The 20218-nt window shown below is 54.9% G+C and carries 10 protein-coding genes; 6 read left to right on the top strand and 4 right to left on the bottom strand.

Annotated elements, in window-relative coordinates:
* Positions 1-232: 232 nt before the first annotated feature.
* The 3 genes from ACI1P1_RS26445 to ACI1P1_RS26435 all read left to right on the top strand — a co-directional run bounded on the left by ACI1P1_RS26445 (position 233) and on the right by ACI1P1_RS26435 (position 8740).
* Entirely contained in the window at positions 233-1840 is a 1608-nt protein-coding gene (locus tag ACI1P1_RS26445; RefSeq protein WP_416219524.1) for a response regulator transcription factor, read from the top strand.
* Between the two features lie 223 nt (positions 1841-2063).
* The gene (locus tag ACI1P1_RS26440; RefSeq protein WP_416219522.1) at positions 2064-7478 is read left to right on the top strand and encodes an S-layer homology domain-containing protein; all 5415 of its coding nucleotides are present in this window, start codon (positions 2064-2066) and stop codon (positions 7476-7478) included.
* Between the two features lie 245 nt (positions 7479-7723).
* On the top strand, positions 7724-8740 hold the full coding sequence (locus ACI1P1_RS26435; RefSeq protein WP_416219521.1) for an aldo/keto reductase: 1017 nt from the start codon (positions 7724-7726) through the stop codon (positions 8738-8740).
* 37 nt (positions 8741-8777) lie between these two features.
* Here the strand turns inward: ACI1P1_RS26435 and ACI1P1_RS26430 are convergent, their stop codons facing one another.
* The 3 genes from ACI1P1_RS26430 to ACI1P1_RS26420 all read right to left on the bottom strand — a co-directional run bounded on the left by ACI1P1_RS26430 (position 8778) and on the right by ACI1P1_RS26420 (position 11252).
* Positions 8778-9494: an MBL fold metallo-hydrolase gene (locus ACI1P1_RS26430; protein WP_416219520.1), complete on the bottom strand. Its 717-nt coding sequence runs from the start codon at positions 9492-9494 to the stop codon at positions 8778-8780.
* The gene (locus tag ACI1P1_RS26425) at positions 9481-10050 is read right to left on the bottom strand and encodes a PadR family transcriptional regulator (protein ID WP_416219518.1); all 570 of its coding nucleotides are present in this window, start codon (positions 10048-10050) and stop codon (positions 9481-9483) included. The genes ACI1P1_RS26430 and ACI1P1_RS26425 overlap by 14 nt, the downstream gene beginning before the upstream one ends.
* Positions 10051-10466: 416 nt before the next feature.
* Entirely contained in the window at positions 10467-11252 is a 786-nt protein-coding gene (locus ACI1P1_RS26420) for a helix-turn-helix domain-containing protein (RefSeq protein WP_416219517.1), read from the bottom strand.
* Between the two features lie 340 nt (positions 11253-11592).
* Here ACI1P1_RS26420 and ACI1P1_RS26415 point away from each other — a divergent pair, with 340 nt between their 5' ends.
* From ACI1P1_RS26415 to ACI1P1_RS26405, 3 genes are all read left to right on the top strand, one after another.
* Positions 11593-12549: an AAA family ATPase gene (locus ACI1P1_RS26415; RefSeq protein ID WP_416219516.1), complete on the top strand. Its 957-nt coding sequence runs from the start codon at positions 11593-11595 to the stop codon at positions 12547-12549.
* Between the two features lie 97 nt (positions 12550-12646).
* Positions 12647-13783 carry a DUF58 domain-containing protein gene (locus ACI1P1_RS26410; protein WP_416219515.1) on the top strand — a complete coding sequence of 379 codons (1137 nt, stop codon included), beginning with the start codon at positions 12647-12649 and terminating at the stop codon, positions 13781-13783.
* Positions 13773-15182 (top strand): DUF4129 domain-containing protein, encoded by a 1410-nt coding sequence (locus ACI1P1_RS26405; protein ID WP_416219513.1) that lies wholly within the window; start codon positions 13773-13775, stop codon positions 15180-15182. Before ACI1P1_RS26410 ends, ACI1P1_RS26405 begins: the two co-directional genes overlap by 11 nt.
* Before the next feature lie 521 nt (positions 15183-15703).
* Here ACI1P1_RS26405 and ACI1P1_RS26400 read toward each other — a convergent pair.
* The gene (locus tag ACI1P1_RS26400; RefSeq protein WP_416219512.1) at positions 15704-20206 is read right to left on the bottom strand and encodes an S-layer homology domain-containing protein; all 4503 of its coding nucleotides are present in this window, start codon (positions 20204-20206) and stop codon (positions 15704-15706) included.
* Between the last annotated feature and the right edge of the window lie 12 nt (positions 20207-20218).

Raw genomic sequence — 20218 nt, 5'->3', positions numbered from 1 at the left:
CGTTTATTTGCTCCCGCGCCACGTGCTCCGACCCTGCTAAACCGGAGGGCTTGACAAAAACGTTCATAGCAACGAATCTGTAGAAGCTTATTCCGTGATAATCGGCTCAAATGAGTGCAGTCAGAGGAAATAAGGCTTCTGATATTCGTTAGAAATGAGCTGCCATTTTCCTGCAGGCTCCTGCTTCTTCCCGTATAATAAAAGGAAATACTGGAGAGCGGGGACAACGCCCATGTACAAGCTGTTAATTGTAGATAATGAGCCTAGGGTACGCTACGGTCTTCGCCATTATTTGAATTGGAGTGCATACGGCATTGAGGTGGCGGGGGAGGCTGAGGACGGGGAGTCGGCCCTACAAGAGGCGGAGCGTCTGAAGCCAGATATCGTATTGACGGATGTGCGGCTGCATCATTTAGACGGAATTGAATTATCCCGGAGGCTGAGGGAACGTTACCCCCGAATCAAAATTGTTTTTGTCAGCGAGCATACTGTGGCGGATTATCTGAAGTCGGCCTTGCAGCTGAATGCAGTGGATTATATTTTTAAACCAGTCAATCTGCGTGAGCTTCGCCAGGTGGTGAGGCGGATTACCATGGAGCTGGCAGAGCAGGAAAGACAGCTGCAGGTGGCCCGGGACATGCAGGTGAAGCTGAGGGAAAGTTTGCCGCTTCTGCGTGAGCGGTTCCTGTATGCACTTCTGGGGCAGAGGCTGTCTCCCGGTTTGATACAGGAGCGGATCGCTTTTTTGGAGCTCAACCTGCCGGTGTCGGCAGATTATGTAGTATTGGTCATCAGTGTGGATGATTATGCGGAAATGCTGGCTTCCCGCAATGAACGGGACAGGCAGCTGCTGATGTATGCCGCGGTTAATGTTTGCCAGGAGCTTATGGACCTGGACATGGGCGGATATGTCTTTGAGGTGCGGAGCGGAGAATTGGTGTGTATTCTCTGTTTGGAGAGCAAAGGGTTTTGCGAGGAACGGCTGCTGGCGTTAGCCGAAGCGATTCGGTATAATCTGGAGCGTTGGCTGGCTTTGACGGTTACCATTGGTGTGGGGGATCGGAGCAAGGGGCTGGGGCATATCAGCCACTCTTACGCTCAAGCCAGGGACGCAGCGGAACGGAAATGGTATTTAGGCAAAAACCGCATCATTACTACAAACAGTCCGGAACCTTCCGAGGAGCAGGTTTTTCGGGTGGATCACACGCGAATCGAGCGCCTTACAGTCCTGATGAAGGCAGGAGATGCGGAGCGGCTGCAGGAAGAACTGGATTGTATTTTTGGCCAGTTGGCCAAAAGCTGGAGAAGTGGAGCAGACTATATCCGCAATCTCAGCCTGCAGCTGGCCCTTCTGGCTGACCAGCTCCTATTGGAGCTGGGGATACAAGGACCGTATGCGCAAGAGTCCTCGGTTTGGGAGATATTGGCCAGGCAAGAAACGTTTGAGGAGCTTCACCGTACCCTGGAGCAGCTTCTTTCTGAACGGTGTGCCTTGATTTGGGAACGGCGGAACGGAAAGTCCGGTAATTTGGTAGAGCGGGTGCAGGCGATCATCAATGCCCGTTATTCGGAGAATATTACAGTTACCGATATTGGCCGGGATGTATTCTTGACGCCTACTTATGTCTGCCTATTATACAAGCAAGAGACCGGGAGGACGGTCAACGATTATTTGACCCAGGTCAGGATGGAACGGGCGAAAGAGCTGCTGCGCAACCCCCGGAATAAGCTGTACGATATTTGCTATGCGGTAGGTTATGCCGACCCCAGTTATTTTACGAAGCTGTTCAAGAAGATAGCTGGCGTTACGCCCAGTGCTTACCGGGACAGCATCAAGTAACGGGTGTTTCCAGTAACCTGTTGACCGGGACTTGCTCTAACGGAGCAGGTCTTTTTTTTTATGATTTATTCGGGGAATGGTCTGGGTATGGAGCCTCTATAGGAATCCACCAGAAATTGAAGGTTTGTCACCTGTAAGGGGACCTGCGGATTGCCTATAATTGAACATGCACTCATCATGCTGATAAGAGCTGCAGCTGAAACCGGAAGGGAGATTAGCGTTCATGAAATGGAGAAGGGAACGGATGCATGAAAGACGCGGTTGGAAAGGCACTCCCCGTTTGGCGTTATGCTTTTTGGCGTTTGTTCTGATTTGCGGAGGCATAGCTCCTTTTTCCGGAGGGAGCAGGTCTGTTTATGCCCAAGGCTCTGTGGCGCAGGACCCCTATGAATGGAGTGGCGTCCCTATCGGCGGGGGCGGCTACGTGACCGGGATGGTAGCCCATCCGGCCGAACAGGATCTGGTTTACATCCGGACGGATGTGGGCGGCATGTACCGCTGGAATGAGGCGGAGAAAACCTGGAGGCAGCTGGTCGGTTTTGCCGACCGCAGTGAGGTGAATTTGTACGGGGTGGACAGCATGGCGATTGACCCCAGCAATCCCGACATTCTCTATGCTGCATTAGGCAAGTATGATTATTGGTCGCCCAGCGATATTTATAAATCTGTGGACCGGGGAGAAACCTGGACCAGAACCAATCTGAAGGCTGGCGGGGCAGATGTCCCTATGAATGCCAACGGCGTTAATAAAATCACGGAACGGATTACAGTTGATCCCAACGATGGGAATGTGATTTATTACGGCTCCCGGACCAAGGGGCTCTTCCGCAGCACTGCCGCAGCCAACAGCGGAAGCTGGGAGAAGGTGGCTTCCTTCCCGGCATTAGCCGACAGCACCAATAGCGGTATTACCTTTATTGCCTTCGATCCGGCTACAGGCGGGAACGGGCAGCCCAGTCAGACCATTTATGCAGGCGCTTTCAATACGGGTGTATATGTCAGCCGCAATGCAGGAGCAACCTGGACGCTGCTGTCCGGCAGCCCGGTGAAGCCTAAGAAGGCCCTTATCGACCAGGACGGCTACCTGTATGTCACCCATAGCTCAGGGATTGCCAGACTGGAGGGCAATCGCTGGGTGGATTTGACACCTCCAGGGGAAGCGGGGAAAATATTTATCGGCATCACCGTAGACCATGCGGATAAGAACGTCATCATGACAGCACGTGGTATGGGGGAGCATAACAATCCGATCTACCGTTCCACAGACCGCGGCGCCACCTGGACAAAATTGACCTATACCCGCAATATTAGCACGCCATGGATGCCCGATTGGCATTGGTCCTCGGAAACCTCTTCGATTGTGATTGACCCTTACAACTCCAAGCGGGTGTGGTTTACGGACTGGTATTACCCTTGGAGGACTGACGACATTACGGTGGCGCCTTCGGAATGGACCAATTATGCCAAAGGCCTGGAGTCTACGGTTAATGTCAGTAATTTGACCAGCCCTCCCGGGGGGAGAGCGATTCTGCACAGCGGCATTGCCGATAACGGGGGGTTCGATCATGTTTCGCTGACTGATTTTCCTGCATCTACCTATTTTACGGGCAGCAGCGCAATCGGACTGATGACCACTACGGGCATCGATGTGCAGGTAACCGATCCGGAATATGTCGTGCGTGTGGGAACGTACGGGTGGAATGGGGATAACCGGGAAAGCCCGGGCAACGGCGCCTATTCCCTGGATGGAGGCGTAAACTATACCGGATTCGCTACGCTGCCTTACAAAAAGGCTCAGGGAGGAAGAGTGGCGGTATCAGCTACCAGCCCCGATAACATCATCTGGATGCCCCAGCGCAGTGATGTGTATGTGACGCTTGACCGGGGGGTTACCTGGCAGCGGGGTGTGGGAGCACCGTCGGGGGGACTGTCCGGTGACAACGTGTTCGGGAATTATTATCAGCCGCTGTCCTCGGATAAGGTGAACGGCAGTATCTTTTATCTGTATGACAAGTCCGGCCGCATGTACGTCACCACTAATGGAGGCATTTCCTGGAGTCCGGGAGGAGCCCTGCCTGCACAATCCACTGCATGGCATAATGTGGAGGCGGCTCCCGGGATCATGGGAGAGGTCTGGGTCGGCCTCAATAACCAGGGATTATACCGTTCCAGCGACGCAGGAAAAAGCTTCGCGAAGGTTGAGGGCGTAGAGACGGCATTCCTGTTCAGCTTTGGCAAACATGCTCCCGGAAGGTTGAATCCGGCCGTATTCGTCTATGGGAAGGTGGCGGGGCATGCCAAGGAAGCCATATTCCGCTCCGATGATATGGGGGAAACCTGGGTGAAGGCCAGTGTGGATGAGCCCTTCCCCGGAAATGACCCCAACGCCATGACCGGAGACCGCCAGGTTCACGGCCGGGTCTACGTCGGCACCAATGGCAGCGGTCTGCTCTACGGCGCCAGAACCGAGCCGCTTGCTGCGCCCGTTTATACGGATACGGAAACTCCCTCGGTGCCAAACGGCTTGCGGGTGACAGCTGCCAAGAAAGCATCTGTGGATGTTTCGTGGAATGCGGCAACGGATACCGGAGGTTCGGGGATTAAGGGGTACCGGATCTCCGATGGGAATGGATCAATTCTTGCGGAAACATACGGAACCTCATACAGTGTGGGCGGGCTCGCGGAGAAAACCTCCTACAGCTTCAAGGTCCAGGCAATGGACTATGCAGGCAATCTGTCCGGCTTCAGCGCTATTGTGACTGCAACCACACAGGAAGCGAAGGATACAACACCTCCCTCCATACCGCAGGGCTTGCATGCTCTTGAATCCACAGCAGTAAAGGTTCGATTGGCCTGGGAGCCAAATCAGGAGGCGGACCTGCTGGGCTACAATTTGTACCGCAGCGAAACGCCGGAATTTGAGCCTTCGGAAACGAACCGGATCGGTACGATGCTGACAGCAAGCCAATATACCGATTGGAGCGGGATTAAAGAGAATACTACCTATTATTACAAGCTCCAGGCAGCGGATATCAACAGGCTGATGTCCGGAGCCTCTGCGGAGCTTGCGGTGAGGACATCTCCGGACAGCCGTGTGGAGCTGATTGTAGACAATCTGGACAGCGGGTTTACGTCGGACGGCGGCTGGTCGGTAAGCCAATATACGACATCACGCTTTGGCCTTAATTATTTCCATGACAACAATGTTGCCGGCAAATGGGCCAAGTGGACGCCTTATGTTACACAAGCCGGTGAATACAATGTATACATGCTTTGGAATTCGCCAGGCAGCCGGGGCTACAACATTCCCTTGGAAATTGCCTATGATGGCGGGAAGGACAATTCCATACGCATTCATCAAAATGGCGTTGACAATATGTGGGTATACCTGGGCACATACAAATTTGCTCCCGGCACCGGACAATATGTGAAATTGACCACCAACGGAACCGACATCACCATTGCTGATGCCGTGAAGTTCTCTCTGGCCGCAACAGATCCTTACGGTGCCACGCATGAAAACAGATCAACCGCCGGAGATGCGGCACCGCCAATCATCAAGCTGGATCAAATGGACGGTACGGTAACAGGGCTGGTGTATGGGGTGTCAGGCCGGACGAATAAAGGAGCCCTGTTGAAGGTTCGGGTGAATGGAACGGAAATTCCCACACCGTACAGCAGCAATTATGTCAATACCTTCCGTCTGAACCTTCCGCTTCAGGAAGGCGCCAATCAGGTTCAAATTGATGCCGTGGAGCGGGGAGGTCAGACCTTCTCCGCAGCCTTGTCCCTCCAAGCTGTTATTCCTACTGTGCCGGCAACCAGTGTATCCATTGATACCTACGGAATGCCTGCTGTTATCCAGGCGGGGGATCAATTTCCACTGTGGGCAGCGGTTCATCCGGAGGATGCCAGCGACAAGACCATACAGTTTACAACCAGCAATCCCGCAGTAGCCACGGTGACGGATGCTGTATACCAGCCTATCGACGGGAAAACTCATGTGTTGGTGACGGCTGTCAGTCCGGGGCAAGCGGTAGTCACAGCCATAAGTGCAGATGGGCAATGGACGGATGAGGTGAACATCCGGGTGGAAGGGCCAGTCGAGCCCGGTGAAACGGATATCACACCCCCAGGTGAGGTGACCGCAGCTGCTGTAAGCCCAGGAGACGGGCAGCTGACACTCGCCTGGTCTGATCCCCCGGATGAGGATCTGGCATCGGTTCGCATCATACGGGAGAACCCCGTGCCTTCCGTTACGGAAGCGGTGTATGTCCCTGCGGGGCAGAGGAGCATCATCATATCCGGCCTGGACAATGGGATATCGTACACCTACCGGATCAGCACCCGGGACCAGGCAGGAAACCTGTCATCCGGCATAACGGTCACCGGAACACCCCTAGCTCCGGCAGTCTATTCCGGCGGCAGCTCAGGCCCTTCGCCAGATCCGGGGAAGGCTGCTGATTCCGTCGGCCAAGGAAAGCTTGCAGTCACCGTGACTCCTGCTGCCGGCGGTATCTCCCGTCTGGTCCTGCGGGAGACGGATGTAAAGAAGGCAGTGGAGCAGGCTGGAGAGCTTTCGGGCACAGTGGATATCGAGATTGCCTCCACAGAGCCGCTGCAGGGACTGGAGGTGGAATTGCCCATTACCTTCGCCAGCCGGGGGGAAGCAGGCAACATAAAAGCTATCCGTATCCATGCCGCCGGTTTAGCTTCTGTGACCTTACCGGCAGAGCTGCTTGCCATTCAGGGGGAAGCGGGTGTGAAGGTTAAGCTGCAGATCGCGAAGGCACCCAGGGCTGATTCGGACGGGAAAGCCCAAGCTATGCTGCACGGGGCCGATGTGTATGACCTTGCTTTAACCTTGAACGGGAGGCAGGTATCAGATTTCGGTACATCCAAAGTGAAGGTGGAGCTGGACTATTCCCTTCAGCCTGGAGAAAAGCCCCATAAAGTGATTGTCTTTACATGGAGCGATAAAGCTGAAAAACTGAAGGTGCTGAAAAATAGCCGTTATGATCCGGCAACGAAGAGAATACTGCTTCAGCCGCATGAATTGGGCAAATTTGCAGCCGTACACCACGAGGTAGCCTTTACCGATCTGACAGGGTTCGGCTGGGCACAGGAGGGCATCGAAGCCTTGGCCGCCCGGGAGGCGGTTAGCGGCATCGGCGCAGGACAGTTTCACCCTGAGGGGAGGGTCACCCGGGCGGAGTTTGTCACCATGCTGATGAATGCCTTTGACCTTACCCGCACGGAAGCGAAGTCCACACTGGCGGATGTGGAGCAGGGCAGCTGGTATTACGCCGCACTGGCCTCCGCCCAGGAGCTGGGTATTGTGCAGGGCAGGGAGGACGGCAGCTTCGGCATCCACGAAGAGATCAGCCGCCAGGATATGGCGGTGGTATTGTACCGCGTGATCCGGCAGCTGGAGGGCGAGCTGAAGCAGGAAGGGCAAAACAGCGCGTTTGCCGATGAGCAGGAGTTAGCCGGATATGCCCGGGAGGCTGTCCGTTTCCTGAAGCAAACCGGTATTGCGGATGGTGTGGGCGACGGACGGTTTGCTCCGTATGAAGCTTCCAGCCGCGCCCAGGCGGCGGTTATGATTTACCGGCTGTATCAGCAGATGCGGCCGTAGCATGTGTTTAGCCCCGGAATGCCAGAAGGCTGGCGCCGGGGCTTTATGATATCCGGGGGACACGGGGGTTCATGCAATAGCTGCTTACATCAATTTCATTCTTCTTCAGCTTTTTTTGAGGGTAACCGCCTTTAAGGATTTGGGTTCAATTCGCAGGAAAATCCTCATGTGCTGTGTTAAAATCAGGATTAGCTGCTAACGATCCGATTGGTCGTAACGAGTAACTAAGCGAGGAGGGCATGCTGATGAGATACCGTGAATTGGGCTCTACCGGCTGGAATGTATCGGCTCTGGGCTTCGGAGCTATGAATCTCCCCGGCGTGCCGTATGAACAGGCACATACCGCATTGAATGAGGCTCTGGACCTGGGCATCAATTATGTGGATACCGCGGCGGGATACCGGAATAGCGAAGAAATTATCGGACAAGCCATCTCCCACCGCAGGAAGGAATTCTTCTTGGCCACCAAAACGGCCCAGCGGGATTATGCCGGCGCCAAAGCGGAGATTGAGCGGAGTCTGGAACGAATGAGGACGGATACCCTTGATCTGCTGCAGATCCATTATGTAAATCGTCCACATGAATATAACGCGGCGATGGCGGAGGATGGTGCCTACCAGGCAGCACTTGCGGCCAAACGGGAAGGAAAGGTGCGGTTTATCGGGATTACGGGACACCGTCCCGAGCTTTTGGCCCGCTGGGTCCGCTCCGGCCGTTTTGATACGACGTTGTTTCACCTGAACCTGGGCCAGCCCTTCGCCGTGAATGACCTGATCCCTACATTGTCCGAGCTTGGGATGGGCAGAGTGGCCATGAAGCCGTTGTCGGGAGGTTTCTTCCAGCCTGTGGAACGGGCTTTACGTTATCCGTACAGCCAGGATGTCCATGTGGTGCTGTCCGGTATGGCAAGCGCTGAGGAGGTCCGCCAGAATCTCCGGGCCTTCGAGAAGGAGGTCGAGGAGCAGGAGCAGGCAGAGCTGGAGGCCCTGGCAGGGCGTTTAGGGGGACATGATTGCCGCCGGTGCAACTACTGCACCTGTCCGCTGGGGATCCCGATTCCCGATGTGATGATCTCCAGCCGGCTGCGGGATGAGTTTGGCCTGCTGCCGAAGGGAGACGGCTTCTACCAGAAGCATAAAGATAAGCTGCTTTCCTGCGCAGACTATGAGCCCTGCCGGGAGCAGCCCTTATGCCAGGAGAAATGTCCCTATCATCTGCCCATGGCTGCTGTTGTGCGGGAATCCGCCGCTTATTTCTCTTGATAAGGATGTACAAAAGCTTCAGTCTGCGGACTGGGGCTCATCCCAGCTCACGGAAGCTGAAGGATGTTCCGTGACCGGGATACACGGTTTGAATGTTCATGCCCTTAAGCAGGGTTATACTTTGCGATAAAGCCTTAAAGTCTGCCGCGTTGGGAGCGCCGGCGGGCTTTTTGTTGTTGACCAGGGTATCGCCGGACAGAAAGGAGCCGTCCCGGAACAGCAGCCCCACAGAGCCGGGAGTATGGCCGGGCAGGCTGACGACACGGGCATGAATGCCATAGCCGCTTAACTCCATTCCGTCCTCCAGCAGAAGATCCGGCTGGAAACGTTCGAAGTCATCCAGTGTTTTGCGGGTGACGAGCGTAATCTTGCTCTTCATCACCCGGAAGATAATGCGGAGTATTGGGGAACGGTAACGGAAGCTGGCCATCAGAAGCGGCAGGTCCGGGCTCTGCACCAATGGCAGGTCTGCAGGATGCAGAGCAATAGGGGCCTGAAAGTTATGGCGCAGGTAAGCGGCGTTGGCGGCATGGTCGTTATCTCCGTGGGTCAGAAGAATAAGGCGCAGGCGGCCCGGGGTGCAGCCATGCGTCTCCAGGGCGTCCAGCAGCTTTTGCCTCCGGTTGTCAAAGGTACGGTCCAGGACCAGATGACCGCCTGTATCCACCAGCACAAATCCCTGCTCCGTTTCCACCAGATAGCTGTTGACTCCTCCAAGATCAATGGGGATGATCCGGTTCTCACTCGGTTTCATAAGCCATACCTCCTTCGTATAGCTCCCGGAAGGGGAGCTTCAGCCTTGCGTGGCGGCACCAGCGCAGGGTCTCCCGCACAATGCCTATGCCATAATACAGCGTGGACATTTTATAATAATGATGCTTCTGATTGCCCGGGGAATCAAAGGAACGCTCCAGCGCCAGGAGGCGGTTCAGGTAGTCGAGATTTTTTCGTTCATATTCCGCCAGCTGTTGGGAAGCAATCTCTTCCGGCAGCACGTCGAAAAAATAAACCTTGGCCAGATGGTTTTGTTTGCCGCCGCTATCCTCGGCTTCAATGGGCTGGCTGAGCCAATCGAGGAATGTCTCCCGGCCCTTCGGGGTGATTTCATAGAGCTTTTTTTGCCGGGATGAGCCTTGCTCCTCCGGACAAAGGCGCACCAGCTCCTGCTCGGAAAGCAGCTTCAAGGTGGGATAAATGCTGCCGTAGCTGGCCTTGTAAAAAACGCCGATGCCGTTTTCGATCCATTTTTTCACATCATAGCCAGTTAAGGGGCCGTTATAAAGCATGCCTAATACGATGTAGTTGAGCATCTGTATGTATCCCTCCGATATATCGTTACGATATATTATATGACTGTGGAAGGGAGCCGTCAACGGGTAAAAGAAAGCGGCACTCCTTTTTGGTGAAGGAGTGCCGCTTGCGTGTGCTGTCGTTTGCGGATGGCTTTATTTCTAACGGCGGTGAGCGCCGCTATTTGCACCAAAACAGGAGTTTATAAAATCTAACGGAAGCAGGAGACGTTATTGGGTTAAAAAGGGGCTTACGATGGGGCAATGGGGCCTAATAGAGGCTGTGGCGGCCGTTAGATTTTTGGAAGGCATGTTTTCGCTGAAATAGCGGCTGTGGCCGCCGTTAGAATCATCAAGGACTAAGGTCACCGCCGGAAATACACATGACGAAACAGATCAGGCAGGTTCGTACAGCTTTTCCGAGACTCCAGGCGTTTTTATACGGGCCCCCCACGGAACTGGCTGGGAGTGCGTCCGGTGACTTTTTTGAATTGGCGCATAAAGTGGGTGTCGTTGTCGTAGCCGCACATGGTGGCGATGGACGTGACGGACAGCTGGGTATTGTTCAGCAGGTAGCCGGCGTAATCCACCCGGCCGTTAATAATATCCGTCATCACGGAAACCCCGAACAGCTCCTTATACAGGTGCTGGAAGTAGGATTTGCTTAAGTTTACCGAGGCGGCCAGGGATTCCACCTTATGCCGGTTGCCCGGAGAGCTGTACAATTCATTGCGCAGGTCCGTCAGCTGGCGGTAGTACCGGCTTGTTTTCTCCGGAAGGGCCTGATCATGGGTGCGCCACACGGTTAGCTTCATAAGCAGAGAACGCAAGTCGGCATCCAGAATGGAATCCCGGTAAGGGCCGGTTTGGCGGCTTGTGCTTTGCAGCTCCATAATGGTCTTGGAAATCAGCAGCGGGTCGGCGGCTTTGACGGGAGTGTCCAGAGGGAAATCCAGTGATGCCAGGAAAGGCTCCAGCCCTTCTTTTTTGCAGTGGAACCAATCATTAATAAAAGGCAGCTCCACATCCCGGTACAGATGGTTGGTGTCCGGCCGGAAGAGGATATAGGTATTCTTGTCAACGGTCATAGGCACGTCATTGACCACGATCTCAGCCCGGGTGCGGAACAGCACAAAGGCATAGTCATCGGAACCATTGGGGCGGACGATCCGTATTCCATTGGGATGGGCATAATTGTAGCCGCAGCTGAGCAGGGTGATCATCGCAAACTCCTCCAGAAAAAGCACAATACGTCAGTTCTCTCCCATTATAGTGGATCGGATGCGGGGGATACAAGCAGGCAGGCGGCTGCCATGCCGGAGGAAATTTTACTTGCCGGATGCCAACGGGTTTGTGGTATCCTTTTATATAACAAATCTACCAGGGTGTGTCTGACAACTCCGAGGGGAGCAGATTTTGGCGAATTTTCGTTCATGGCAAGGAACTTTCGTGAAGGCGTACCGGGGGTACGTCAAGCGAAAGTGACGAGGCCAGGGGCGAAAAGGCGGTGAAAGATGCCCTCAAGCGGGTTTTCAGACACGGCCTAGAAAGTTGGTTGGGAGCATGGTGGGAATAAAGGAGCTGTACAACCGCCTGCGTGCGGAGATAGGCAAGCAGGTAGTGGGACAGGAGCAGGCGATCCGGCTGATGACGGCGGCGCTTTTGGCGGAGGGCCATGTGCTCTTGGAGGATGTGCCGGGTACGGGAAAAACTACATTGGCTAAAGCATTGGCCGGCGGCTTCGACGCGCGGTTCACGCGTGTGCAGGCTACGCCGGATCTGCTGCCCCAGGATCTGCTGGGCGGGCTGGTTTACCAGCCGCAGACGGGGGAGTTCAGCCTGCGGAAGGGGCCGATTTTCACACAGTTTCTTCTCTTCGATGAAATAAACCGGGCTACGCCCCGCACTGCTTCTGCCCTGCTGGAGGCGATGGCGGAGGGGCAAATCAGCCTGGACGGGCTGTCTGAGCGGCTGGAGGAGCCGTTCTTCGTTATCGCTACTCAAAACCCGGTAGAATCCCAGGGTGTATTTCCCCTGCCGGAGGCCCAATTGGACCGTTTCCTGCTGAAGGTGCGTCTGGGTTACCCCAGCCTGGAGGAGGAGTCTCGTATTCTTCACCGGTTCCGTTCGGTTTCGGCTCCGGAGATGCCACAGGCAGTGATTACCCCGGAGCTATTGCGGCAATGCCGTCTGGAATGCCGGCAGGTGCGGACCTCACAGGAGGTGGAGGACTATCTCCTGCGTGTGGTGCGGTCCACCCGGGAGGACAAGCGGTTCTTGTTCGGGGCCAGCCCCCGTGCGGGCCTGGCGCTCCTGGCTGTGGCTCAGGCCTTGGCCAGCCTGGACGGAAGGGATTATGTGACCCCGGATGATGTGAAGGAAGCAGTCATTCCGGTTTTTGCCCACCGTGTCCAGTTAACGCCGGAATTCCGCGCCCGGGAATTTACTGAGGAGCAGGTGCTGGCGGCACTTCTGGCAGAAATTCCGGTTCCTACGGAGCTGGCGGCAAGGCCTGTATGAGGCGGGGGCTTGAGGTAGGGTTTATGAAAGGAACACTGGAGCAGGGTGCAAAAGGATGGGGCAGGCTGTCCCTTCCCGGAGAAAGGAGGGGGGCGGCATGTGGCTGCTGCTTTGGCTGACACTGGTTATGCTCCTTATTGGACTGTGGGCTGCACCTAACTTCTGGGAGAGGCGGATATACCCCCGCATCCGGCTGGAGGTGCGGGTATCCCGGGATTATGCCGACCCCGGCGAGGAGTTGGAGATCCGGATCCGGGTGGTCAATCCCACCCGTCTGCCCTGCCCCAAGGTCCGGCTGGATTTTGTGCTGCCGGATGAGCTTGCGGTGGTGGGCGGCAACGGAGAGCGCAGGGTCCGGCTGGATACCTATCTTCTGGCCCGTCAGTCGGCGGAGCTGATCGTACCGGCAGTAGCGGTCCGGCGGGGAGTGGCCCGGTGGAATCAGGCGATGCTGGAATGTATGGACCTGTTGGGCTTGCAGCAGAGCTTCCTGACGGTTTATCCGCAAATGGAGGTCATTGTCCGGCCTGCCCGGTTGGCACCGGGGGCGGAACGCAGACTGTTGGACGGGCTGATGGGCGAAATCCGCGTGCGCCGTTTTATCCAGGAGGATCCCAGTTTGTTTACCGGAGTGCGACCGTATACCAGCAGGGACCCGCTGAAGAACGTGAGCTGGTTTGCCACTGCCCGTACCGGCGGACTGATGGTGAAGCAGTTCGGGTATACGACGGATGCCCGGATATGGCTTTTATTGAACGGCCAGATGGGGAAGGAGCAGTGGGCGGTAGCGGCCCGGGACCGGCTGGACCGGCTGTGTGAGCGTGTGCGTCAACTGGCTGTGCAGCTGGCGGGTGAAGAGGCGGAGGTTGGGTTTATGACCAATCTGTCGGACAGTCTGGGCGGCTCTACGGAGCTGCTGCCCGCCGCGGGGCCTGTACAGCCTGAGCGGCTGGCTAACCGGCTGGGCTCCTTGTCCCGGTATACCTCCTGCTCCCAGGCCGAACTGCTCCAGGCAGCGGGCCGGGCCAAGCGCCCCGGAGATACGGTGGTGCTGGTGACGGATTACCGGGATGCCGAGAGTACCCGGGCTTTGAGCATGCTCCGGCAGCAGGGCTGTCCGGTGCATGTGATTGATCTGGCACCGGAGGGCGGGAACACCCGCGGCGGCGGAGCCGGGGAAGCGGGAGACGGCCAGTCTCCCGGCCGGGAGGAGGTGATGGCTTATGGGGGATAGGAATGGAAATGAGCGGAGCAGCGGGCGATTGGAGAGCGGGTATGGAAGTGAGTCAGGGAGCGGAAGTACGGTGAGCGTTTACCGTAATGAGCCGAGCCAGGAGCATGTGGAAAACGGTGGGGGCAGCCAGGAAGAGGTTGGAACAGCTGGAGTCAAGAACGGGAGGATGAAGGAGTGGCTGTTCTTTGCCTTGGAAGCTGCGGTGCTGTTATGCGGTTTGCTGCCCTTTGTTTCCGCTGGAGCGTTCGCTGAACGGGTTATGCTGCTGGTGTTTGCGCCGTTTGTGATGCTGTTGGGCCTGGGAATGAACCGGCTGTCTGGTTTGTATGGTGCCCGCTCTGCGGTAATCGGAGGTTTTCTGGTTATGTTCATCGCTGCAGTTTCCATGCTGACCTTGCTGGACCGATCGGGGTTTTTGGTTTGGGAGACGGCCCTTGGGTTTATTTTTGTGATCCGGGCGGGATTTTGGCTGGAGGGCTCCCAAAGGGCAAGTGAACGGTTACGAGGCTTTTTTCTGTGGGAATGTTTTGCCGTTCCGATACTGATCTTCGTTGGTTTCGGCCATACGGCGGATCAGCCGCTTCTGGCGGCTGCAGCTGTATTGTATTTGCTCATTCGCGGCTTCAGCCTTATCTACGCCCAACGGCTGGACGGCGCCTACGGCATGCCGGGACTGAGGGGCATTCTGCTGCTCCTTGGGATTGTGCTTGCCCTGCTTGCGCTGCTGCTGGTGTTTCCGGGGGCCATGCTGGCTTTTGCCGCTGTTGGGGCAGGCGTGTTTATGCTGCTGGAGTGGCTGGGGGTGGATATTACCTTTACCCTGCCCATCTTGGAACAGAAAATCCTGCCGATTCCCACAGAACAGGGCGCTCCTGATCCCAAGGACCTGGAAGCGTTGGCGGACTCCGCCCATATTCCGGGCGTGGTTTGGCTGGGGCTTGCGGTCGTTGTGGTTCTGCTGCTGGCGGCGGCTATGTACCGGTACCGCTCCCGGGAGAAGCCGCTGGAGGTGATGGCCAATCCGGCCATCCGTTTGGTGCGGATGAAGGAGCCAACGCCGCAGCGGCTCCGTTATGTGCCGGCTGCCACGGGCATCCGGCAGGTGTACCAAACTCTCCTCCGGGGCATGGAGGAGAAGGGCTGGCCGGCGCAGCCGGCCGAGACGCCGCGGGAGTACGCCGCGCGGCTGGAAAAGGCGCATCCCGCCGTAAGGCAGGAGCGGGATGCGCTGGGGGAGCTGGTGCGCCAATATGGCGAGGCGCGCTATGGGGTTGAGCCGCCCGGGCGCAGCGGGGCGGCAGGCGCCGGCGGCGGGCCGCCGGAGCGGGCCAACCGCCTGGTGGCGCGGCTGGTGGGCGCCGTGAAGCCCGGCGGGCGCGGCGGCAAGGGCAAAGGTTGACCTTCCGCGTACAAGGAAGGTCCGCAGTAGGCGCTAGCGGGAACATGACGCTTCGTGTGGCTGTAGGTTTGCATAGCTTTAGCGCTCTACTGGATCAAACGCTATGGGATAAAACGTAGGCGCCGCGCTTACGGAACTGAGAAGCTCTTAAACACGAATATTCCGGGTTTTTAAATTGTAACGGAACTAAAAGACTCTTAGCGCTGCTGGAGCAAGTAATATCAGCAACTTGCCCCCGCTAAGAGTCTCTCAGTTCCGTTATTTTTTGAAAACCGCTTTTTTCCGCTTCTAAGCGTCGCTGAGTTCCGCTAGAGGCTAGGAGACAGAATAAAAGCCATCTGGCCGGTTCTACTTGGGATAAGGCCTATAATCCACCCGAAGAACCTTTATCCAGCTTGTAATTCCGTCCATATAATAAAAAACCGCTTGTCAGCTGCGGATGGCAGGCAACAAGCGGTAAAGTTTAGCTGGTACTCACTATTTATTTTAAAAGAACTCTGTGTTGTTTCTAGTAACAAAAGTTATGGATTGGTTACTTCTGAACCCCCGCCGGGACTGACAGGGCTTGGACCTATCCCAATACTGCTGCCACCGCCGCCACCAACATTACTGCCACTATCATTTTGCTCATACATATAGGGGGTTTCCGGCATCATATAAATAGGATAGGTGACGGACTTTTTGCCGGGCGCTTGGAATTCAATCGATTTTACAATCAACGGGATTGTGCGCACGTAAAGTTCGAAATTGCCGTTGGCATCGGAATTTGTTTTGACAACGCCTCCTCGGATAAGGGTAAAGGGTTCTTGCGTATATCCTGAGATTTTTGTCATGCCCGAAGGATAATCATATTGCGTCTTCGTAATCGCAGGAAAAAACATGTTTTCGGGCATCTCACTAGTTCGGACATGCACCCAGGTATTTTCACTTACATTGCAACCGGGTAATTGTGCAGTGATTCTCAAGGTTTGATCCAATTGCCCGACATCAAAATAGATGGTGCTTTTTACCATGCCGCTGCCGGCTGCACCCTTCCAATATCCGCTGTCGAGCAATGTCCCGTCGTGATTGTAGATGGTAACAAAAGAACCGGCAGGGGCCTCCAAATCCAGCTTGATCATGGTTCCCCCGCTTTCCACAAAATCCGCAGCAATAGGCTTCGAGGTTTCACCTTGGGCCGCATATACAGCGAGGGTAACAGTATTGCTGTCAGGTAAACCGGGTGCTTTTGCCGTCAAATGAAGCAGGGTATCCGGCACAAGATTACTATAAGGCACATTCAAGTGGAAGCTGCCCAGTATAGTGGCCTCTCCCTGTGCGATGGTTTGTCCATCGGCAGTCTGCACAATAACAGTTGAAAACGGGTCCGCATAGCCATTTATGAATTCTGAAGCATTGGTGCTTTGATAGACGTTTTGGGTAACAGTCTGCAAAAAAGTACCTTTGGGTGCATCATAAATGGGGACCTCGACAGGGTCACTTTTCTCCTTGCCATGCTCCTTAATGGAAACCAGCAGCTTGGTTGCGCCCTTTATCAGCTGCGGGTCCAGAGTGAATTGTTTGTCCAGGCCGAATTCTGCCCTTGGAGACAATTCATCTACGCTGACTTCCACTCCTTCAGGCGTTTCAATAAATGCTTCAAATTTATAGGCTTGCGAAAGAATGGAGAGTACCGGCTTTTCCATTCCACGCACGAGAGTACCGGCCACTACAGGAATTGCAGTTTTTTGTTGATTGGATGCAACATAGAGGGTTTCCGGTTTGCTCGGTTTTTTGCCTGGAGCGGTAGCTGTAAGTTGAACAGCTTCACCGTCCCGCAGAGTTTGCTTCAAATGCATACTGTCCAGAAGGATCACTTTACTGTCTGCAGTTCCTCGCTTTTCGTAAACGATGGTCCCGTCCTGTTTCTTTAGAGATACAAGAGACTCAGGCTCAGCAGTAACCTTCAGATTTACACTGTCTGTAAAGAGGGTACCCCCGGAGGAAAGCAATTTTGTTTTTGGGGTAAAAGAAAGCTTCTGGGCAGTGCTAATTCCTTTACCAGGGCTCTTAAGAAACAGGTAGACCGATCTATCATACATGTAATCTGTAGAGAAGTTCATGTAAAAATCATAGCTGCCGTCTGGTGACGATCCCAATGGGAAAACCATAGCCGGAGAGGTGCTGCTGTCGCCCCATCGGATTAAGAGCGACGAATCGCTGGGGAATTTGCCAAAAATGGTAACCATGCCGTCCCCATCTGTAAGGGTTGCAGCAGGTTGTACAGATTTGCCGGCAGTAGGCTGCACTTGCTTTGTAACCGGGATACTGGGGTTTTTGCCGGGTTCTTTACAAATGACGGTAATCTCTTCCCCTTGCTTCAGCGGTTCTTGTGTTAGCTGAATTAACACTGTACCATTGTAATTCCAAATTGGTCTAAGGATTTGGCCGCTGCGTTCCACTGTGACATTAGTACCTTCGGGAGCAGGCAGGGTAATCATGAAGTCCCCATCATAAACCTCAGATAGAACTGGTTGTTGGGAATTTCCAGAGTTGGCCAACACTTTGACCCGTACCGGGTCACTGATAGCTCTGTACTGATATTGGCCTTGTGCATAAACAGTTAGTGTTTCGCCAGGAATAGGCTTTATCGGCCCATCGAAGTAAAGAGAAAGCTTGTTATGAGCCACTGCAACTCCGCTATAAAGCACTTGTTTATTTTGATTTAAAATCAACAAATACTGATAATCGGCAAAATTTAAACCGTAGTCTATTTCCAGCGGATCACCTTCATAGTAAGTCTTTATGACAGGAGGCGATTCGGTTTTAGATGAAGAAGCTGAGACCATGTAAATTGTTTGAGTGGAATAGCCTGTCTCCGGATTACTGACGGTTAAGCTAATTTTCTCCCCACCCTTAAGAGGGAAATGAGAATCATCCATATACAAGAAATTTCCGTTGTCATCAGTTAATGTCTCTCCCAGATGGACCACCTTGATTTCCGGGGACTCGACGATTTTGTCCAAGGAAACCAATGCCCGGGGAACGGAGGTTCCTGCTACGGCTATGTTCCCCTCTATCATTTGGATGTTTAAGGAGAGGTATCTGAAGGAGAAAAGATCCTTCAAAAAGCGCCAGTTTTGATAGCCGGTCAATTCCCAGTCTACATTTCCCCATGATACGGCAATATCAACAGTCTGCTGGACAGCAATCAGCTGAGGTTCTAAATTGGCTCTGTCCGACCAGTTGAAATTCTCATATGCAGGCAACTCACCCAGCATCTTCTCCGCCTGAGCTTTGGCGAGGGTCCTTATTTGGGCTTGGGCGGCTTCCAGCTGTTGCTTCAGTGGGCCTGGGAATCCATCGGCTAAGCCCAATGCCTTCAGTGCATTATATTGGCTCCGGGCTTCCAAAACCTTCTTTATATGCTCAAGAGTAAGGTTGGAGGCGTATCCCAATGCCTGGATCGATGCCGTTGCCGCCGATTCTGTATTTTCCTTAAGTACAGCTACTTGGGCACCACTCAGATCCACCTGTACATTGGAATTTAGAATGCCGTAACCGCTGACATTTCCATCGGCTTGAACGCGGCCATTGGCTTCCATGATCAGACTATGTATAGAGGCGCCGTCCCGTACGAGAATATGCGCGCCGGGTGCCAGGCTGCGGACAGTTCCGTTGATGCTGCCGCGAAGCTCAATTGTTTTTCCGCTGGCAGAATTCCCTATGGTTACATCACCGGCTGAACCGGCAGGTATTTCCAAGATAGCCCCCGATTCCAGTAAGGTTTGGGCAATGGAGGTGCCTGCTTGGGAGAGAATACGCACTGGCGTATCCTGGTCACCAGTATTGACGGTCAAAGTGCCGGATATATTCACACCTTGGAGAATGATGGAGTGATCTGAACCGGAGAGTACTTTCAGGTTAGCTGCTTGTATGTTACGCAATGTTACTTGGCCGGATTGTCCCGGATTCACTGTCAGTGTACCAGAAATAACCGCTGTTCCCGTTTCAGGTCCGAATGTAGTTGAACCTGCCGCAACCGTAAAGCTCCCTGTGAAGGAGCCGGCGGGCAGGTCGTTCAGCGTACTGCCATCTGCCGGAGCAGGAGTGAGCGTTGCGGTAGGCGTTGCGGTAGGCGTTGCGGTAGGCGTTGCGGTAGGCGTTGCGGTAGGTGTTACAGTAGGTGTTGCGGTAGGCGTTACAGTAGGAGTTGCAGTAGGTGTTGCGGTAGGCGTTGCAGTAGGAGTTGCAGTAGGCGTTGGTGAAGGGATGGTTCCACCACCGCCGCCAAATCCGCCACCGCCGCCCCCGCCCATAAAACCGGTGGACGGAGACGGGGAAGGAGTGGGGCTGACGGAAGCGGCTGGAGTGGTGAGGCCAGCCGCTTTGTTGAGATATGTATCTTTGTTCTCCAGAAGCTCATATGCCAATCTGGCCAGTGCCTGCCTGTCGGCTTGCGCCTTGGGGCGGTATACGAGGCTGTTGTTTGCATCCTGGGAGCCCTGGAGGAGCCCGATCTTGTAGGCAAAGGAGACGTAGTGCTGGGCCCAGGGGGAAATGTCGTTGAAATCGGCAAATGTGGAGGAGTCCAAAGGCAGGGACTGGGCTGACTTGCTGAGCTTGAGCGCACGCATGAAGAAGGTGGCCAGTTCTTCCCGAGTCACCAGCTGGTCCGGGGCAAACTCGCTTTCGCTTACGCCGTCGGTAATCCCTTCCTTCACAAGTGCCCCCGTATAACCGGCATACCAGGCATTGGCCGGGACATCGCGGAAGCGGGCGGCAATTTCCGGCTCTGCCTTCAGCTTTAGGATGCTGGCGATGACCTTGGCGAATTGGGCCCGGGTGACCGGTTCAGATGGACGGAAGGTGCCGTCATCGAAGCCATCGAGAATACCCGAGGCCGTCAGAGCGGCAATTTCCTTGGCCGCATAGCTGGAGGCTAAATCCGAATACTGGGCAGTTCTGGCCGTTGAAGCGGCTTCCTCTGCTTGGACTGCGGGCAAAGCCGGAGAAAGGATAGAGGTCAGCAGCGCGCCGGCCACCAGCAGCGCCGT

The organism is Paenibacillus mesotrionivorans, assembly GCF_046098205.1.
GTDB classification, from domain to species: Bacteria; Bacillota; Bacilli; order Paenibacillales; family NBRC-103111; genus Paenibacillus_AR; species Paenibacillus_AR mesotrionivorans.
The sequence above is the reverse complement of the archived record's forward strand: the minus strand, read 5'-3'. Positions and strand labels throughout refer to the sequence as shown.

Coding starts and splice junctions, on each gene's coding strand:
- ACI1P1_RS26405 (WP_416219513.1), top strand. CDS start 13,773: ATGGGGGATAGGAATGGAAATGAGCGGAGCAGCGGGCGATTGGAGAGC.
- ACI1P1_RS26410 (WP_416219515.1), top strand. CDS start 12,647: ATGTGGCTGCTGCTTTGGCTGACACTGGTTATGCTCCTTATTGGACTG.
- ACI1P1_RS26425 (WP_416219518.1), bottom strand. CDS start 10,050: ATGCTCAACTACATCGTATTAGGCATGCTTTATAACGGCCCCTTAACT.
- ACI1P1_RS26430 (WP_416219520.1), bottom strand. CDS start 9,494: ATGAAACCGAGTGAGAACCGGATCATCCCCATTGATCTTGGAGGAGTC.
- ACI1P1_RS26420 (WP_416219517.1), bottom strand. CDS start 11,252: ATGATCACCCTGCTCAGCTGCGGCTACAATTATGCCCATCCCAATGGA.
- ACI1P1_RS26440 (WP_416219522.1), top strand. CDS start 2,064: ATGAAATGGAGAAGGGAACGGATGCATGAAAGACGCGGTTGGAAAGGC.
- ACI1P1_RS26435 (WP_416219521.1), top strand. CDS start 7,724: ATGAGATACCGTGAATTGGGCTCTACCGGCTGGAATGTATCGGCTCTG.
- ACI1P1_RS26415 (WP_416219516.1), top strand. CDS start 11,593: ATGGTGGGAATAAAGGAGCTGTACAACCGCCTGCGTGCGGAGATAGGC.
- ACI1P1_RS26445 (WP_416219524.1), top strand. CDS start 233: ATGTACAAGCTGTTAATTGTAGATAATGAGCCTAGGGTACGCTACGGT.